Source organism: Tabrizicola sp., from assembly GCF_041919135.1.
Lineage (GTDB): Bacteria > Pseudomonadota > Alphaproteobacteria > Rhodobacterales > Rhodobacteraceae > Tabrizicola.
Map to the genome: position 1 here is coordinate 78,559 of NZ_JAYRUJ010000002.1, position 16,541 is coordinate 95,099.

Sequence of the window (16,541 nt, forward strand, 5' to 3'; positions counted from 1 at the left end):
CGGCATTGTCCCCCGGTTGGAAATGCCGACCGTGGCTTTCCCCCGATAGTCCCGCCGCAACGGGCGGATGGCGCTTCGCGGTGCGGCTGAAATTCCGCTCGACCGGGGCGATAATCCCGGCTTCGCCCTGCCAACCTTCAAGTTTCCACCGCGCTGCCGCATTTTTGCCGTCATCCACAACCTAGGATAAAGTTGTGTATTGGTGCACCTGTGTGGACGATTGCTGCCAGCCTGTCGGTGGTCCGCCGGACCCCCAGACCTCCCACCAGGCCGTTCCAGTGTGACCGTCGTGCTGAAAGGGGAACAACATGGCGCAGCAAAAGGCTGTCGAGGCTCCCGAACCGGAGCTTGAGGACCTTGTCGACGAGCTGGAACCCGGCACCAAGCTGCTCAAGGGGCAGTATACGATCACCCGTTACCTGAACAGCGGCGGCTTCGGGATCACCTATCTCGCCCGCGACAGCCTGGACCGCGACGTGGTGATCAAGGAATGTTTCCCCGCCGCCTTCTGCCGCCGCAGCCAAAGTCTCGTCGCCGCCCGCTCGCGCGCGCATACGGCCGAACTGCGCTCGGTCGTGCAGCTTTTCGTGAAAGAGGCGCGGAACCTCGCCAAGATCGTGCATCCGAACATCGTCGCCGTCCATCAGGTGTTCGAGGACAACGGCACCGCCTATATGGCGATCGACTTCATCGACGGCTTCGATGTGCAGCAGATCATCGACGGCCTGGGCGCGACCCCCAGCCCGGCACAGATCGTCGCGATCACCGAAAAGCTGCTGGCAGCCGTCGGCTTCATCCACGACCACGACATGCTGCACCGCGACATCTCGCCCGACAACGTGCTGATCGACAAGAAGGGCGAGCCGATCCTGATCGACTTCGGCGCCGCGCGGGAACAGGCCAGCCAGAAAAGCCGCGCCATGTCGGCGCTGCGGGTGGTGAAGGATGGCTATTCGCCGCAGGAATTCTACATCGCCGGCTCCGAACAGGGCCCGTGGAGCGACCTTTATGCCCTGGGGGCCACGCTTTACCACCTGATCTCGGGCGAGGCGCCGATGAACGGTCAGGCCCGGCTTGCCGCGCTCGCGGATGACCGGCCCGATCCCTATCTCCCCCTCGCCGGGCGCTTTGCGGACTATCCGCCCGGCTTTCTCGAGGCGATCGACCGCGCGCTGAATACCCTGCCCAAGCAGCGGGTGCAGTCGGCGAAGGAATGGCTGGTGATGTTCCGCCGCGCCGCCCCCCCACCGCAGCGCGACGCAACGGCCGAGGCCGTGCGCCAGACCGTCGTCGGCTTCACCCAGGACCAGGCCGAGCCTGCCGTTCCGGGACCTGCCGCAGCCTCGGTCGCGCCCCCGCCGCCGGCGCGCCCTGTCTCGACCCCCGCGCCCCTGTCGCCTCCCCCGCAGGCCAGGTCCGGCCGCAACCCGGCCCAGGTCGTCGCCGGGGTTTCGGTGGCGCTGGTGGTGATCCTCGGGGCCTATGTCCTGCTCGGCCAGGGCGATGCGCCGGCCCCGGCCGTGGTCGCCACGGCCGCCACCGCCAGTGCGGCGCCCGTCCCGGCGGCGGCAGCCCCCGCGCCGGCAGCCGCCGCACCCGCCGAGGTTCCGGCCCCGGCCGAAACCGCCCCGCCCGCTGTCGCCGAGACCGTCGCAAGCGCGCCCGCAGCCCCCGCCCCGGCCGAAGCCGACCTTTCCGCCGACGACGCCGTCGCCCTTGCGGCCGAGGCCAGCCTCGCCGCGCCCCCGGGCACCCCGGCCGAGGCGCAGATCGCCTTCTCGGTCTGGGATGTGCAGATGCCCTTCGACAGCACCAGCCGCATCGTCGGCGACGAAAAGGTGACCGTCATCTCGCGGCTCGACGGCCGCAGCGATCTCCAGCTCGCGGGCGACTGGCTTGCCCCCGGCCTGCGGCTTTACGCCGTCAACGGCGTTCCGGTCGCCGAGGGCAAGGATTTCACCGCCGCCGTGCTGGATGCGCTGCATGTCGATCCCGATGGCCGCGCCCGGGTGGTGGTGGATTATGCCGCTCCCGGCGCCGCGTCCCGGACCGGCCTCCTCACCGTTCCGACCGTGCGCCTCGTCACGCTGGCAAACGGGGTCGGCCTGGCAATCAGCCATCAGGACGAGGGCTGGAAGACCGTGGTCACCAGCGTTGCGGACCCTGCCGCCACCGACCTGGTGCCCGGCGACGTCCTGTTCCGCGAAAAGCAGACCCAGGCGCTTTTCGACCAGCCCGATGCGGTGGACATGGTGCTGAAGACCCTGGTCGGGAAAGGCGAAACCCTGGCCCAGCTGTCGGTGGTGCGCCAGAACCAGGTCGTCGGCGGCGCGATGCGCCTCGCCTTGGCCGAGTGAGGGAGCCATGTCGCAAAAGCCGCGCCGGGCCGCCCCCGACCCCGAGGAGATCACCATCGAGGCTCCCGGCGCCCCCTCTGCGGCCGTGCGCATGCTGGACAATGTGATCGCGGCGCTGGACCGCGCGATCCTGCGCCAGGCCGCCCGCAATCCGCAGGAGCACTGACCGCCCGACCCGGCCCCTGCCTCTGCCCCGCACGCGGCCAGACCCCGCCCTGCGACCCCTTCCGCCCACAGGAGAAGAGCCTGCGATGAACACCGTGAAGATGCTGGCCCTGGGCTGCACCGCGCTGACCCTGACCGGCGGGCTGGCCGCAGCGCAGGAGACCTGCGGCAGCCATGTGGTCAAGGCGGGCGACAACCTGCGCTATATCGCCCGGGACGCCTATGGCGACGCCGACCTCTACCGGATGATCTACGAGGCGAATGTCGACCTGATCGGCGCCAAGGCCGACCATATCGAGATCGGGATGACCCTGCGCCTGCCCTGCGCCGAAGGCCCGGCCGCCTCCGGGGACCCGACCGGGGCAGACCAGGCCCCGGCCGCCCGGCCCGCCGCCGAAGCGACCGTCCAGCCCGCCGCGGTCGATGCCGCGCCCGCCGCCGCCGAATCCGTTCCTGATGCGCCGCGGATGCCGCTGCGGATCGTCACCGTGAACCACTTCGCCCCCTATGTGGACGAAAACCTGCCCGGCGGCGGCATGTTCACCCAGCTGGTCGAGATGGCGGTCTTCCGCGCCGACCCGTCGATCCCCTATTCGCTGACCTTCATCAACGACCCGCAGGCGCATATCGACGCGCTCCTGCCCTCGCTGGCCTATGACCTGAGCTATCCCTGGATCCGCCCCGATTGCGAAAATCCCGATACGCTGAACGCCGGTGACCTGTCGCGCTGCGAGGATTTCGCCTTCTCGGCCCCCTTCCTCGAAATCGTCGACGGCTTCTTCACCCGCCGCGACAGCGACCTCTTCGCCGCCACCCGCTACAGCGACCTTGCGGGCAAGCGGATCTGCCGCCCCGAGGGCTATACCACCGGCGTGCTGGAGGCGAACGGACTGGGCGCGGACCAGGTGGAACTCTCGCGCCCCGAGCGGGCTTCGGACTGTTTCGAGGCCCTGGCCAGGGGCGAGGTGGACCTGGTCTCGATCGACGCCGAAGTGGGCGATTCCGTGGTCGCCCGGCTGGGACTCGTGAAGGAGGTGGAACAGAACCCGCATCTGGCCGAGATCACCAGCCTGCACATCATCGCCCACAAGTCGAACCAGCGCGCCGTGGACATGCTGGCCAGCCTCGATGCGGGCATCATCGAGATGTACGACTCTGGCGAATGGTACGAGATCGTCTCGACCGCGCTGAACCCGCACTGACAGGTGGCACATGAAACAGCCCCGTTGCCGCGGCATGAAATCCCTGGATTGCCTGACGCATTTCTCCAGTGAATCCACCGATTTGCCATAATCGTGCCATGTCGGCGGGTCTTGCTGGGGTCTGTAACGAGTATTGTTTCGGTTTCGTGTCCACCCGCTCCTTCCGCAAAAGACGTAAGAGGACCGTCGAATGAACCTTGCTTCCGGAAAGTCCCACTCCGTCGCCCTTGCGGCATTGCTGGTCGCCCTGCCGGTCGTCGCGGCGGCGCAAGAGGCCTGCACGACATATACGGTAAAGGATGGGGACACGCTGGGGTCGATCGCGCAGGCGGCCTATGGCTCCTACGACTACCAGATGATCTTCAACGCCAACCGCGACGCGCTGGCCGCCAACCCGAACAGCCTGCCTCCCGGCCTCCAGCTGATCCTGCCTTGCGAGGACGGCCGCCTCACCGCCGATTCCGAACTCAACGCCGTGATCCAGGCCGAGACCGAGCGTCAGGCCGCCGCACCCAAGCGCAACAAGACCTACGAGCCGCCGCTGAAATTCGTCTCCTCGAACAACTGGATGCCCTTCGCGGACGAAAGCCTTACCGGCGGCGGGATCTTCGTGCGCATGGCCGCCACCGCGATGCAGCGCGGCGGCAACGACCGGGGCTACGAAATCTCCTATGTCGACGACTGGATGTCGCATATCGACGTGCTCTTGCCGACCGGGGCCTTCGACGTCTCGGTCGCCTGGGAGGCGCCGGACTGCACCAAGCTTGACCTCCTGGGCGAGTTCGCGATCCGCATGTGCACCGAATTCGACTTCTCGCTGCCGATCTACGAGACCGCCTATACCTTCAACACCCTGGTCGACAGCAAATATGCCGAGGCCCGGACCTTCGCCGACTATGCCGGCGCGCGGATCTGCCGGCCCGAGGCCTGGCCGACCAGCGACCTCGAGGTGCAGGGCCTGGTCGAGCCGATGGTGACCTATGCCCATCCCAAGAACCCGCTGGATTGCGCCCAGATGCTGCTGGATGGCCAGGTCGACCTCTATTCGATCGAGGCCGAGACGGTGACGGCCAATTTCGAGGAACTGGGCGCCTCGGACCGCGTGGCCCCGAACCCCGCGCTGGCGACCTTCATCACCTATCATTTCCTGACCTCGAAAAGCAATCCGCGCGGCCGCGTCTACATCGCCATGCTGAACCGCGGCATCACCGAGATGCGGGAATCCGGCGAATGGTATGACATCGTCGCCACCGGCCTGGACGAGTACAACAAGCTCAGCCAATAGGTCCCGGCCGTCGATCCCGAAAGCCCCGTGCCGCAAGGTGCGGGGCTTTTCGATTCCATGTTGGAACATTCGTTCCATATGCTATAAGGCCGCATGCCGCAGGAAATCCCCTCCGATCCCCCCCTCACGGTCGAGGCCTTCCGCCAGCGTCTGATGGCGCTGTCCGGCACCCTGCCGCGCCGGCTGCAGCAATGCGCCGACCATCTGGCGGGCCATCTCGACCAGATCGCGCTTTCGACCGTGGCGCAGATCGCCAGGGGCGCAGGCGTTCCGCCCTCGGCCATGATGCGCTTTTGTCAGATCATGGGCTTTTCCGGCTATGCCGAGATGCAGCGCCTGTTCCGCGAGGCGCTCTCCACCGCGCCGCCCGACTATGCCATGCGGCTGGCAAAGCTGAAGGCCGGGGGGGCCGGGCAACCGGCCGCGCTGGTCGCCGAATTTGTCGAGGCCGGTCGTCAGTCGATGGCGGCATTGGCGCGCGATCTGGATGAAACCGCGCTTGATCAGGCGGTTGAGACCCTGTCCCGCGCCCGCACCATCCATCTTGCGGGCTTCCGCCGCTCCTTCCCCGTGGCCTCCTATCTGGCCTATGTGCTGGACAAGCTGGGCCTTCCGGCGATCCTGCATGACGGGGTGGCCGGGCTTGGCCAGCGCGCCATCCTGCAACCCGGCGACGCGCTTCTGGCCATCACCTTCGCTCCCTGGTCCGACGAGACCCTCGCCCTTGCCCGCGAGGCCCGCACCCGGGGCCTGCCGGTCGTCCTTCTGACCGATCCCCCGGCCACGCGTCTGGCGGGCCTTGGGGACACCATCCTCACCGTGACCGAGATCGACTTCGGCGCCTTCCGCTCGCTCTCCGCCGTGATCGCGCTGGCGCTTTCGCTGGCGGTGGCGGTGGCGGCGCGGCGCGAAACTTGACCCTTCCCTGATTGCGCCAAATGGAATAAACATTCCATATCCCGGCAGACGACTCGCCCCGGTTCCGCGGAGCCTCCATGTCCCAGACCCGCCCCCTCGACGTCATCACCATCGGCCGGTCCTCGGTCGATCTCTACGGCGCGCAGGTCGGCGGGCGGCTGGAGGACATGGGGACGTTCCGGAAATACATCGGCGGCTCGCCCACCAACATGGCCGCCGGCACCGCGCGGCTCGGGCTGCGCTCGGCGCTGATCACAAGGGTCGGGGATGAGCACATGGGCCGCTTCATCCGCGAGGAACTGGCGAAGGAAGGCGTGGACGTGCGCGGCGTCAGGACCGACCCGGAGCGGCTGACTGCGCTGGTCCTTCTCGGCATCCGCGACGACAAGCAGTTCCCGCTGATCTTCTACCGCGAGAACTGCGCCGACATGGCGCTATGTGAGGATGACATCGACGAAGCCTTCATCGCCGAAGCCCGCGCCCTGGTCGCGACCGGCACGCATCTGTCCAACACCAAGACCGAGGCCGCCGTCCTCAAGGCGCTGACCCTCGCCCGCAAGCACGGGCTGCAGACGGCGCTCGACATCGACTACCGCCCGAACCTCTGGGGCCTCAGCGGCCATGGCGACGGCGAGAACCGCTTCATCGCCAGCGCCGCCGTCACCGCCAAGCTGCAATCGACGCTGCATCTCTTCGACCTGATCGTCGGGACGGAAGAGGAATTCCACATCGCGGGCGGCACCACCGACACGATCGCTGCGCTGCGGGCGGTGCGAGCCGTCAGCAAGGCCACCCTCGTCTGCAAGCGCGGCCCGATGGGGGCCGTCGCCTTCACCGGGACTGTGCCCGACAGCCTTGACGATGGCGAGACCGGCCCCGGCTTCCCGATCGAGGTCTTCAACGTCCTCGGCGCGGGCGACGGCTTCATGTCCGGCCTCCTGAAAGGCTGGCTCGACGGCGAGCCCTGGCCCACAGCCCTGAAATACGCCAACGCCTGCGGCGCCTTCGCCGTCTCCCGCCACGGCTGCACCCCGGCCTATCCATCCTGGGAGGAGCTGCAGTTCTTCCTCAAGCGCGGCGTCGTCACCCCGGCCCTGAGAAAGGACCAGGCGCTGGAACAAGTCCACTGGGCGACCAACCGCCACAGGGACTGGTCCACGATGCGCGTCTTCGCCTTCGACCACCGGATGCAGCTTGAGGCGATGGCGGGCGCGACGCCCGCCAGGATCGGGGCCTTCAAGGAGCTGTGCCTGCAGGCCGCGCTGAAGGTTGCCGATGGCAAGCCCGGCTATGGCATCCTCTGCGACAGCCGTCTTGGCCGCGACGCCCTGTTCCAGGCGGCGGGCACCGGCCTCTGGATCGGCCGTCCCGCCGAATGGCCCGGCTCGCGCCCCCTCACCCTCGAACCGGAAATCGGACCGGATTACGGCGGCTTGCAGGAATGGCCGCTGGAGCATGTGGTCAAGGTTCTCTGCTTCTATCACCCTAATGACGACGCCGAAACGAAGCAGCAACAGGAAGACACCGTCCTGCGCCTCTTTCACGCCTGCCGCCGCAACCGGCTGGAGATGCTCTTGGAGATCATCCCTTCCAAGGTCGCGCCCACAGACGACCAGACCAGCGCGAGAGTCATCCAGCGGTTCTATGACCTTGGCATCTACCCCGACTGGTGGAAGCTGGAACCCTTCACCACCGACACCGCCTGGAAAAACGCCTGCGCCGCGATCACGAAGAACGACCCCCATGTGCGCGGGATCGTCGTCCTCGGCCTCGACGCCAGCGAAAAAGACCTTGCCGCCTCGCTGGCGCTGGCCGCCAGACACGATCTGGTCAAGGGCTTCGCCATCGGCCGCACCATCTTTGGCGACGCCGCCCGCGCCTGGATGCAGGGCCAGATGACCGACGCCGAGGCCGTCACCCTGATGTCCGACCGTTACGCCCGCCTTGCCGCGCTCTGGGACAAGGTGCGGGAGGGAGAAGCCAAATGACCACGATCCGCCTCACCGCCGCCCAGGCCCTCGTCCGCTGGCTCTCGCTGCAACAGGCCGAGGATGGCTCCCGCTTCATCGAGGGCGTCTGGGCGATCTTCGGCCATGGCAACGTGGCCGGGCTGGGCGAGGCGCTGCACGCCCATCGCGACGCGATCCCCACCTGGCGCGGCCAGAACGAACAGACCATGGCCCATGCCGCCATCGCCTATGCCAAGGCGAAGCACCGGCGGAAGGCGATGGCCGTGACCTCCTCCATCGGCCCCGGCGCCACCAACATGGTCACCGCTGCCGCCCTCGCCCATGTCAACCGCCTGCCGGTCCTGTTCCTCCCCGGCGATGTCTTCGCCAATCGCGCGCCCGATCCGGTGCTGCAACAGATCGAGGATTTCGACGACGCGACCGTCTCCGCCAATGACTGCTTCCGCCCGGTCGTCCGCTACTTCGACCGGATCAGCCGGCCGGAGCATATCCTGACCGCCCTGCCCCGCGCCCTTCGCGTGATGACCGACCCGGCGAACTGCGGCCCGGTCTGCCTGGCCTTCTGCCAGGACACGCAGGCCGAGGCCTATGACTATCCGGTGGACTTCTTCGAACCGCGGATCTGGCGCATCCGCCGCCCGGAACCCGACCAGCGCGAATTGGAGGCCGCCGTCGCCGCGATCAAGGCCGCCAAGGCGCCGCTGATCGTCGCGGGCGGCGGCGTCCTCTACTCCGGCGCGGAACAGACGCTTCTCGACTTCGCCAAGGCGCACAACATCCCGCTGGTCGAGACCCAGGCCGGGAAAGGCGCGGTCGACTGGGAGGAACCGCTCCACTTCGGCTCGCCCGGCGTGACCGGCACCGGCTGCGGCAACGAACTCGCCGCAAAGGCCGACCTTGTGATCGGCGTCGGGACACGGTTCCAGGACTTCACCACCGGAAGCTGGACCGTCTTCTCCAACCCCGGCCGCAAGCTCCTTTCGATCAACATCCACGGCTACGACGCCCACAAGCGGGCCGCCCAAGCCCTCGTCGCCGACGCCAAGGTCGCGCTGGAAAAGATCGGCGCCGCGCTTGGGCCTCACCGCTTCCCCGACCCCGACTTCTCCGCGCGGACCAAGTGGTTCCAGACCACCGACACCCTCTTCGCCGCGCCCAGGGGCAACGACCTGCCCACCGACGCCCAAGTGATCGGCGCGGTGGACCGGAACACCGGCAAGGACTCCCTCATCATGTGCGCCGCCGGCACCATGCCCGGCGCGCTGCATGTCCTCTGGCGCGCGGCGCAAGGAGGCTATCACATGGAATACGGCTTCTCCTGCATGGGGTACGAGGTCGCGGGGGCGATGGGCATCAAGATGGCCCTGCCCGAGCGTGACGTGATCTGCATGGTCGGCGACGGCAGCTACATGATGGCGAACTCGGAACTGGCGACGGCGGTGATGATGGCGATCCCCTTCACCGTCATCCTGACCGACAACCGCGGCTACGGCTGCATCAACCGGCTGCAACAGGCCACCGGCGGCGCGCCGTTCAATAACCTGCTGGACGACAGCTATCATGTGAACGCGGCGGCCATCGACTTCGTCGCCCATGCCCGCAGCATGGGGGCAAACGCGGTCAAGGTGGCCTCCATCGCCGGGCTGGAAGCCGAGATGCAGAAGGCCAGGACCGCGACCATCCCGACCGTGATCGTCATCGACACCGATCCTGCGCCCGGCACCGGCGCGGGCGGGCATTGGTGGGACGTGGCGGTGCCGGAAGTCTCGGACCGGAGCGAAGTGAACGAGGCCCGCAAGGGCTATGAAGCGGGCACCCGCGCCCGGTGGCTGTTGAACTGAGAAAACCATGATCCAATTCGGAACCAACCCCATCGCCTGGGCCAATGACGACGACCGCACCATCGGCGCCGAGATCCCGACCGCCCGCATCCTGACCGAGGCCGCCCAGATCGGCTTCGACGGGATCGAGAACGGCCACCGCTGGCCCGACGACCCCGAGGCGCTGCGGGCGCTGCTGGCCGGATACGGCCTGAAATTCATCTCCGGCTGGTATTCGACCGAACTGCTGGTCCGCCCGGTTCAGGACGAGATCGCGGCCGCGCAACGCCACATCGCCAGGCTGCGCCACAATGGCTGCCGCGTGATGATCGTCTGCGAGACCTCGAACGCGATCCACGGCGATGCGACAAAGCCGGTGAACGACCGCCCCCGCCTCACCCCCGCCGGGATGCAGGCCTTCGGCGCAAAGCTGGAGCAGTTCGCGGAATATCTCGCCTCGCAGGGCCTGACGCTGGTCTACCATCACCACATGGGCACGATCGTGGAAAGCCCCGAGGAGATCGACGCCCTGATGGCCGCCACCGGCCCGCACACGCATCTGCTGTTCGACGCCGGCCACTGCGCCTTTGGCGGCGGCGATCCGGTCCAGATGCTGGGCAGGCACATCGCCCGCGTCCGCCATTTCCATGCCAAGAACATCCGCCCCGCGATCACCGCCAGGGTCCGCGCCGAAGGTCTCAGCTTCCTGCAGGGCGTCCTTGCCGGGGCCTTCACCGTGCCCGGCGATCAGGAGGGCGGGATCGACTTCGCCCCGCTCCTGAAGATCCTCGCCGATGCCGGATACGACGGCTGGATCGTGATCGAGGCCGAACAGGACCCGAACCTCCGCAATCCGCTGCTCTACCAGACCCTCGGCCTTGCGACGCTGCGGCGTTTGGCGCGCGAGACGGGTCTCGACAAGCCCTGAGCCCGGCGGCAGGTTGGACCCATGCTGAATCCCGACTGGCCCCTCGCCCTCCGCCTTCTGCTCACCGCCCTGCCCTGCGCGGCGGCGATCTGGTTCTTTTCCTCCGGCTCGGTCCTCGGGGGCGCGGTCTTCACCGCCCTCACCGGCTGGGCCTTCAACGCGCTGTTCATGCGGCCCCCCGGAGGCGGCTGATGCGGCTCCTGCGCCACCCCGCCGCCGCGCGCGACAAGGTCCACGAGATCACCCCGGAAAGCGCGGGCTGGACCTATGTCGGCTTCAGCCTCTACCGGCTGGAGCCCGGCGACGTGGCCAGCGAAGCGACCGGCGACCGCGAGGCGATCCTGGTGCTGGTCGAGGGCAAGGCCAAGGTCGCGGCCGCAGGCCAGGACTGGGGCGAGATGGGCGAACGGATGGACGTCTTCGAAAAGACGCCGCCGCATTGCCTTTACGTCCCGAACGGGCAGTCGTGGACGGCCGTCGCCACCACCCCCTGCACGCTTGCCGTCTGCACCGCGCCGGGCAAGGGCAACCACCCCGCCCGGCGGCTGGGGCCGGAGGGGATCGAGCTGACCCCGCGCGGCAAGGGCACCAACACCCGCCACGTCAACAATATCGCGATGGAGGCGCGCGAGGTCGCCGACAGCCTTCTGGTGACCGAGGTCTTCACCCCGGCCGGCCACTGGTCCTCCTACCCCAGCCACCGCCATGACGAGGACGACTTCCCCCGCATGACCTATCTGGAGGAGACCTATTATCACCGGCTGAACCCCGCCCAGGGCTTCGGCATCCAGCGGGTCTATACCGAGGATGGCGCGCTGGACGAGACGATGGCGGTCAAGGACCACGACGTGGTGCTGGTCCCCAGGGGCCACCACCCCTGCGGCGCGCCCTATGGCTATGAGATGTACTATTTGAACGTGATGGCGGGTCCCTTGCGGAAATGGCGGTTCCAGAACGATCCCGACCACGACTGGATCGCCAGGGCCGACGCCTGAATCCGCCGACCACGGCGCAAACCCCGGCCACGACCCGCGCCAGGCGCGGCGTCAGGCCACCCGCTGCGGCACCCGGCCCTCGAACCAGCGGAACAGCAGCACGATCAGCCCGGTGATCGCCATGTAGACCACGGCAAGCAGCATCAGCGGCTCATAGGTGATCAGCGTCTCGGACCGCACCCGGCTGGCGACGGCATAGATGTCGACCACGGTGATCAGCGCGACCAGCGGCGTCGCCTTCAGTTGCAGCACCGTCTCGCCGCCCAGCGTCGGCAACACCCGGTGCAGCGCCTGCGGCAGCCAGATCCGGCGGAACATCGTCAGCCGCGGCATCCCCATCGCCCGCGCCGCCTCCAGCTGGCCATGCGGCACCGCCTTGAAGGCGCCCCGCATCACCTCGCCCTCATAGCCCGCGACCGAGAGCGACAGGCCGAGGACCGCGTAATACCAGGCGTCGCGCAGGACCGGCCAGAGAAAGCTGTCGCGGATCCCGGGAATGCCGGGGAACAGGCTGCCGATGCCGTAGTACAGCAGGAACAGCTGCAAGAGCAGCGGCGTGCCCCGGATCAGCCCGCAGAAGGTCCGCGCCGGCACCGCCAGATACCAGGGCCCCACCGCCTGGGCGAGGCCGAGGGGGATCGCCAGCGCCATGCCGATTCCCATGGTCAGGACCAGCAGGATGAGCGTGTTGCCGATGCCGCGCAGGATCAGCCCCTGGTATTTCGGATTGGCCAGCCAGTCCCAGCGGCCATAGACCGCAACCAGCGCCACGATCAGCACAAGGATGGCCAGCATCACCAGCCGGCGCGGCAGCATCAGCGACCGGATCATCCCGCGACCCGCCGTTGCCCGCGCCGCGCCCGCCGCTCGATCAGCGCGAAGACCAGCGTCGACAGGATCGAGACCGCGAGATACAGCACCCCGGCGGCGGCGTAGAAGGTGAAGAAGGCCTTGGTGGTCGAGGCCGCCTGCCGCGTCGACTGGGTCAGCTCGGCAAAGCCCACCACCGCCAGAAGCGCGGTGTCCTTGGTCGCGATCAGCCACAGGTTCGCCAGCCCCGGCAGGGCCAGCGCCAGCATCAGCGGCAGCGTCACCCGCCGGGCAAGCAGGGCCGCAGGCATCCCCATCGCGCGCGCGGCCTCGATCTGGCCGGCCGGAACCGACTGGATCGCGCCGCGCAGCACCTCGGTCGCATAGGCCCCCTGCACCACGCCCAGGACCAGGATTCCCGCCACGACACCCGAGATCTGCACCTTCTCGCCCCCCATGGCGAGGAGCAGCTGGTTCAGCGCGTCGGTCACCGCGAAATACAGGATCAGGATCAGGATCAGCTCGGGCACCGCGCGCACGACGGTGGTGTAGATCGCAAGGAGATCGCGCGTCACCGGCCCGCCGTAAAGCTTGCCATAGGCCCCGAAAAACCCGATCACCAGGCCCAGCGCAAAGGCCCCCCCCGCGATGAGGACCGAGCGCCAGAGCCCCAGCAGCAGCACCGCCCCCCAGCCCGGCGGCTCCAGCGCCAGGAGGTCAAGCGTCGAGGCCAGAAGCGGCGTCATGCGGGGACCGGCCTTTCATACTGGAAGAAATATCCCCGCCGGAGGCTCCGACCGAAGATGCCGGGCACGGGATGTCGCGGATCGAGCGGCCGCGGCGGCCGGGCGGCTCCCCTCCCCCCTGTGGGGAGGGGCCGGGGGTGGGGGGCACCCGCGCGCCGGGACGACAGGATGCCCAAGACCCTTATCCGCCGTAGATCGACGAGGCGAAATACTTGGCGGTGATCGCGTCGTAGGTCCCGTCCTCGCGGATCTTCGCGATCCCGGCATTGATCTTCGCCTTCAGCTCGTCCTCGCCCTTGCGCAGGCCGGCGCCGACGCCAAGGCCCAGCACCTCCGGGTCATCGGCCACGGCCCCCACGATCTCGCAGCAGGCCGCCCCGGCCTCCGAGGCGATGAAGGCGTCCAGCGCGATCGAATCCGCCTGGGTCGCGTCGATCCGGCCGGCCGCGAGGTCCTGGTTCGCCTCGTCCTGGGTCTGGTAGACCTTGATCTCGGCCGCCGTCTCCGCGAAATGCTTGTTCGCATAGGCCTCGTGGATCGTCGCCACCTGCACGCCGATCACCTTGCCCGCCAGCCCCTCGGGCGTGGGCTGCAGGCCCGAACCCTTGGCCGCCGCGACCACGGTCGGGGTGTTGTAGTACTTGTCCGAGAAGTCGATGGTCTGCAGCCGCTCCTCGGTGATCGACATCGAGTTCATGATCGCGTCGATCTGGCCCGCGGTCAGCGCCGGGATGATCCCGTCCCAGGCGACCGGCGTGATCACGCATTGCAGCTCGGCGGCGGCGCAGACGGCGTTGATGATGTCCACCTCCCAGCCGACCCAGTTGCCGGCGGCGTCGGGGCTGGTGAAGGGCGGATAGGGTTCGGCGGCGATGCCGATCTTGACCTCCTGCGCCGCCACCGGGGCGGCCAGCAGCATCAGCGCGGCGGCAAGGGATTTCAGCTTCATGGCACTCTCCTTGTTGGTTCTTCCGCCGGTTCAGGCGACGGATTTCAGGAACTGTTTCAGCCGGTCGGATTTCGGCGCGCCGAACAGCTGGTCGGGCGGGCCCTCCTCCTCGATCCGGCCGTTGTGCAGGTAGATGACGTGGTCCGAGACCTCGCGGGCGAATTTCATCTCATGCGTCACGAGGATCATGGTGCGCCCTTCCTCGGCAAGGCCGCGGATCACCTGCAGCACCTCGCCCACCAGTTCGGGGTCAAGCGCGCTGGTCGGCTCGTCGAAGAGCATCGCGCGCGGCTCCATGCACAGGGCGCGGGCGATGGCGGCGCGCTGCTGCTGGCCGCCGGACATGAAGGCGGGATAGGCACCCTCCTTCTCGGCCAGGCCCACACGGGCCAGAAGCTTGCGGGCCCGGACGATGGCCTGGTCCTTCGGCAGTTTCAGGACATGGACCGGGACCTCGATCAGGTTCTCCAGCACCGTGCGGTGGGTCCAGAGGTTGAAGCTCTGGAACACCATCCCCAGCGACTGGCGGATCCGCTCGATCTGGCGGCGGTCGGCGGGGCTGCCGTCGGGGCGCATCGCCACCGCCTCGCCCGCGATGGTGATGCGGCCGGAACTTGGCGTCTCGAGGAAATTGATGCAGCGCAGCATGGTGGACTTGCCCGAGCCGGAGCCGCCGATGATCGCCACCACGTCGCCCTCTCGCGCGCTCAGCGAGACGCCTTTCAGCACCTCATGCGCACCAAAGCTCTTGTGCAGCCCGTCAACCCTGATCGCCTCTGGCCTGTCCGTCGTCATGCGCCCCCCGCTTCTTGTTATATGAGCGTGCAATTCACCGCCGCGCAAGCTTTTCCTTTGGGTCCGCACCGGGTGACGCGCCTTGAAGGGAAAACCCGGCTCGTCTAATCAGGGGCATCAGCCGGGGGAACCATGCGCATCCTGATCACCAACGACGACGGCATCAACGCGCCGGGACTTGAGGTCCTGACCGAGATCGCCATGACCATCGCCGGACCCGAAGGCGAGGTCTGGACCGTCGCCCCGGCCTTCGAGCAATCGGGCGTGGGGCATTGCATCAGCTATACCCATCCGATGATGATCGCCGAACTGGCCGAGCGCCGTTTCGCGGCCGAGGGCAGCCCGGCCGACTGCGTGCTGGCGGCGATCTATGACGTGCTGGACGGTGCCAAGCCGGATCTGGTCCTGTCGGGCGTGAACCGGGGCAACAACGCCGCCGAGAACGTGCTTTACTCCGGCACGATCGGCGGCGCGATGGAGGCGGCGTTGCAGGGTGTTCCGGCGATTGCGATGTCGCAGTTCTTCGGGCCGGGCAACGCCAGGCTGGCCGACCCTTTCGAATCCGCCCGCGTCCATGGGGCGGCGGTCGTGCGCGCGCTGCTGGACAAGGGGCTTTGGGCCGAGGAGGATTACCGCACCTTCTACAACATCAACTTCCCGCCGCTGCCCGCCGCCGCGACCAAGGGCATGATGGTCGCACCGCAAGGCTTCCGCCGCGACACCTCGTTCACGGTCGAGCGGCAGATGTCGCCCACCGGCCGCAAGTTCCTGTGGATCAGGGGCGGGCACCAGCACACGCCCACCCTGCCCGGCAGCGACGCGGCGGTGAACCTTGACGGCTTCATCTCGATTTCGCCGATGCGCGCCGACCTGACCGCGCATGACCTTCTCGCCGATCTCGAGGCCAGGCTCGCATGACCCAGGGGCCGGAGGACGAACCGACCTCCGATCCGCTTGCCGAACGCAAGATGCGCTTTCTCTTCGCCCTCCGCTCGCGCGGCGTGACCGACACCCGCGTCCTGACCGCGATGGAGAAGATCGACCGCGGGCTTTTCGTGCGCGGCATCTTTGCCGACCGCGCCTATGAGGACATGCCCCTGCCCATCGCCTGCGGCCAGACGATCAGCCAGCCTTCGGTCGTGGGGCTGATGACGCAGGCGTTGCAGGTCAGCCCGCGCGATACCGTGCTGGAGGTGGGCACCGGCTCGGGCTATCAGGCCGCGATCCTGTCGCAGCTGGCCCGAAGGGTCTATACCGTGGACCGCTACCGCCGCCTGGTGCGCGAGGCGGGCGAGTTGTTTCGCCAGCTCGACATCACCAACATCACCGCCATCGCCGCCGACGGCTCGTTCGGCCTGCCCGACCAGGGGCCCTTCGATCGCATCCTGGTGACCGCCGCCGCCGAAGACCCGCCCGGCCCGCTTCTGGAACAGTTGAAGCCCGGCGGGATCATGGTCCTGCCGGTCGGCCAGTCGGATGCGGTGCAAAGCCTGATCAAGGTCACGCGCGGATCACGCGGCTTTGATTACGAGGAACTTCGCCCAGTGCGCTTTGTCCCTCTGGTGGAAGGCCTGGGGTCCGAGTAGACTTTGTCCCGAGAC

General features: G+C 68.0%; 16 protein-coding genes. 12 read left to right on the forward strand and 4 right to left on the reverse strand.

The window, feature by feature from the left end; translation table 11 throughout:
- Positions 1-308 precede the first annotated feature (308 nt).
- The 10 genes from ACE3UA_RS02285 (at position 309) to iolB (ending at position 11,640) form a co-directional block, all read left to right on the forward strand.
- Positions 309-2,357, forward strand: coding sequence for a serine/threonine-protein kinase (locus tag ACE3UA_RS02285; RefSeq protein WP_374642099.1), 2,049 nt, complete (start codon positions 309-311; stop codon positions 2,355-2,357).
- A 7-nt stretch (positions 2,358-2,364) separates the two neighbouring features.
- Positions 2,365-2,523: a hypothetical protein gene (locus tag ACE3UA_RS02290; RefSeq protein ID WP_374642101.1), complete on the forward strand. Its 159-nt coding sequence runs from the start codon at positions 2,365-2,367 to the stop codon at positions 2,521-2,523.
- A gap of 85 nt (positions 2,524-2,608) precedes the next feature.
- Positions 2,609-3,724: a hypothetical protein gene (locus ACE3UA_RS02295; protein WP_374642103.1), complete on the forward strand. Its 1,116-nt coding sequence runs from the start codon at positions 2,609-2,611 to the stop codon at positions 3,722-3,724.
- Positions 3,725-3,914: 190 nt separating this feature from the next.
- Positions 3,915-5,009 (forward strand): LysM peptidoglycan-binding domain-containing protein, encoded by a 1,095-nt coding sequence (locus ACE3UA_RS02300; RefSeq protein WP_374642105.1) that lies wholly within the window; start codon positions 3,915-3,917, stop codon positions 5,007-5,009.
- Positions 5,010-5,102: 93 nt separating this feature from the next.
- Complete coding sequence (locus ACE3UA_RS02305) at positions 5,103-5,927, forward strand: MurR/RpiR family transcriptional regulator (protein WP_374642107.1); 825 nt, start codon at positions 5,103-5,105, stop codon at positions 5,925-5,927.
- Positions 5,928-6,004: 77 nt separating this feature from the next.
- Positions 6,005-7,915: a 5-dehydro-2-deoxygluconokinase gene (iolC, locus tag ACE3UA_RS02310; protein ID WP_374642109.1), complete on the forward strand. Its 1,911-nt coding sequence runs from the start codon at positions 6,005-6,007 to the stop codon at positions 7,913-7,915.
- A complete protein-coding gene (gene iolD / locus ACE3UA_RS02315) occupies positions 7,912-9,738 on the forward strand; it encodes a 3D-(3,5/4)-trihydroxycyclohexane-1,2-dione acylhydrolase (decyclizing) (RefSeq protein WP_374642111.1) in 1,827 nt (608 codons plus the stop codon). Before iolC ends, iolD begins: the two co-directional genes overlap by 4 nt.
- Positions 9,739-9,745: 7 nt before the next feature.
- Positions 9,746-10,645 (forward strand): myo-inosose-2 dehydratase, encoded by a 900-nt coding sequence (gene iolE / locus ACE3UA_RS02320; protein ID WP_374642113.1) that lies wholly within the window; start codon positions 9,746-9,748, stop codon positions 10,643-10,645.
- Between the two features lie 21 nt (positions 10,646-10,666).
- Positions 10,667-10,837 (forward strand): hypothetical protein, encoded by a 171-nt coding sequence (locus tag ACE3UA_RS02325; RefSeq protein WP_374642115.1) that lies wholly within the window; start codon positions 10,667-10,669, stop codon positions 10,835-10,837.
- The gene (iolB, locus tag ACE3UA_RS02330; RefSeq protein WP_374642117.1) at positions 10,837-11,640 is read left to right on the forward strand and encodes a 5-deoxy-glucuronate isomerase; all 804 of its coding nucleotides are present in this window, start codon (positions 10,837-10,839) and stop codon (positions 11,638-11,640) included. Before ACE3UA_RS02325 ends, iolB begins: the two co-directional genes overlap by 1 nt.
- A gap of 51 nt (positions 11,641-11,691) precedes the next feature.
- Here the strand turns inward: iolB and ACE3UA_RS02335 are convergent, their stop codons facing one another.
- From ACE3UA_RS02335 to ACE3UA_RS02350, 4 genes are all read right to left on the reverse strand, one after another.
- A complete protein-coding gene (locus ACE3UA_RS02335; RefSeq protein WP_374642119.1) occupies positions 11,692-12,471 on the reverse strand; it encodes an ABC transporter permease in 780 nt (259 codons plus the stop codon).
- Positions 12,468-13,196 (reverse strand): ABC transporter permease, encoded by a 729-nt coding sequence (locus tag ACE3UA_RS02340; RefSeq protein ID WP_374642121.1) that lies wholly within the window; start codon positions 13,194-13,196, stop codon positions 12,468-12,470. Before ACE3UA_RS02340 ends, ACE3UA_RS02335 begins: the two co-directional genes overlap by 4 nt.
- Before the next feature lie 181 nt (positions 13,197-13,377).
- A complete protein-coding gene (locus ACE3UA_RS02345; RefSeq protein WP_374642123.1) occupies positions 13,378-14,145 on the reverse strand; it encodes a transporter substrate-binding domain-containing protein in 768 nt (255 codons plus the stop codon).
- Positions 14,146-14,175: 30 nt separating this feature from the next.
- On the reverse strand, positions 14,176-14,940 hold the full coding sequence (locus tag ACE3UA_RS02350) for an ABC transporter ATP-binding protein (RefSeq protein WP_374642125.1): 765 nt from the start codon (positions 14,938-14,940) through the stop codon (positions 14,176-14,178).
- Positions 14,941-15,072: 132 nt separating this feature from the next.
- Between ACE3UA_RS02350 and surE the strand changes: the two genes are divergently transcribed.
- Together surE and ACE3UA_RS02360 are read left to right on the forward strand one after the other, a co-directional pair.
- Complete coding sequence (surE, locus tag ACE3UA_RS02355) at positions 15,073-15,858, forward strand: 5'/3'-nucleotidase SurE (protein WP_374642127.1); 786 nt, start codon at positions 15,073-15,075, stop codon at positions 15,856-15,858.
- Positions 15,855-16,526 carry a protein-L-isoaspartate(D-aspartate) O-methyltransferase gene (locus ACE3UA_RS02360; RefSeq protein WP_374642129.1) on the forward strand — a complete coding sequence of 224 codons (672 nt, stop codon included), beginning with the start codon at positions 15,855-15,857 and terminating at the stop codon, positions 16,524-16,526. Before surE ends, ACE3UA_RS02360 begins: the two co-directional genes overlap by 4 nt.
- The last annotated feature ends 15 nt before the right edge of the window (positions 16,527-16,541 follow it).

Excerpts from the sequence above, each read along its gene's own strand:
- ACE3UA_RS02305 (WP_374642107.1), top strand. The coding sequence starts at position 5,103 with ATGCCGCAGGAAATCCCCTCCGATCCCCCCCTCACGGTCGAGGCCTTC.
- ACE3UA_RS02290 (WP_374642101.1), top strand. The coding sequence starts at position 2,365 with ATGTCGCAAAAGCCGCGCCGGGCCGCCCCCGACCCCGAGGAGATCACC.
- iolB (WP_374642117.1), top strand. The coding sequence starts at position 10,837 with ATGCGGCTCCTGCGCCACCCCGCCGCCGCGCGCGACAAGGTCCACGAG.
- ACE3UA_RS02285 (WP_374642099.1), top strand. The coding sequence starts at position 309 with ATGGCGCAGCAAAAGGCTGTCGAGGCTCCCGAACCGGAGCTTGAGGAC.
- iolD (WP_374642111.1), top strand. The coding sequence starts at position 7,912 with ATGACCACGATCCGCCTCACCGCCGCCCAGGCCCTCGTCCGCTGGCTC.
- ACE3UA_RS02335 (WP_374642119.1), bottom strand. The coding sequence starts at position 12,471 with ATGATCCGGTCGCTGATGCTGCCGCGCCGGCTGGTGATGCTGGCCATC.
- ACE3UA_RS02340 (WP_374642121.1), bottom strand. The coding sequence starts at position 13,196 with ATGACGCCGCTTCTGGCCTCGACGCTTGACCTCCTGGCGCTGGAGCCG.
- ACE3UA_RS02360 (WP_374642129.1), top strand. The coding sequence starts at position 15,855 with ATGACCCAGGGGCCGGAGGACGAACCGACCTCCGATCCGCTTGCCGAA.
- ACE3UA_RS02300 (WP_374642105.1), top strand. The coding sequence starts at position 3,915 with ATGAACCTTGCTTCCGGAAAGTCCCACTCCGTCGCCCTTGCGGCATTG.
- ACE3UA_RS02295 (WP_374642103.1), top strand. The coding sequence starts at position 2,609 with ATGAACACCGTGAAGATGCTGGCCCTGGGCTGCACCGCGCTGACCCTG.
- iolE (WP_374642113.1), top strand. The coding sequence starts at position 9,746 with ATGATCCAATTCGGAACCAACCCCATCGCCTGGGCCAATGACGACGAC.
- ACE3UA_RS02345 (WP_374642123.1), bottom strand. The coding sequence starts at position 14,145 with ATGAAGCTGAAATCCCTTGCCGCCGCGCTGATGCTGCTGGCCGCCCCG.
- ACE3UA_RS02325 (WP_374642115.1), top strand. The coding sequence starts at position 10,667 with ATGCTGAATCCCGACTGGCCCCTCGCCCTCCGCCTTCTGCTCACCGCC.
- ACE3UA_RS02350 (WP_374642125.1), bottom strand. The coding sequence starts at position 14,940 with ATGACGACGGACAGGCCAGAGGCGATCAGGGTTGACGGGCTGCACAAG.
- iolC (WP_374642109.1), top strand. The coding sequence starts at position 6,005 with ATGTCCCAGACCCGCCCCCTCGACGTCATCACCATCGGCCGGTCCTCG.
- surE (WP_374642127.1), top strand. The coding sequence starts at position 15,073 with ATGCGCATCCTGATCACCAACGACGACGGCATCAACGCGCCGGGACTT.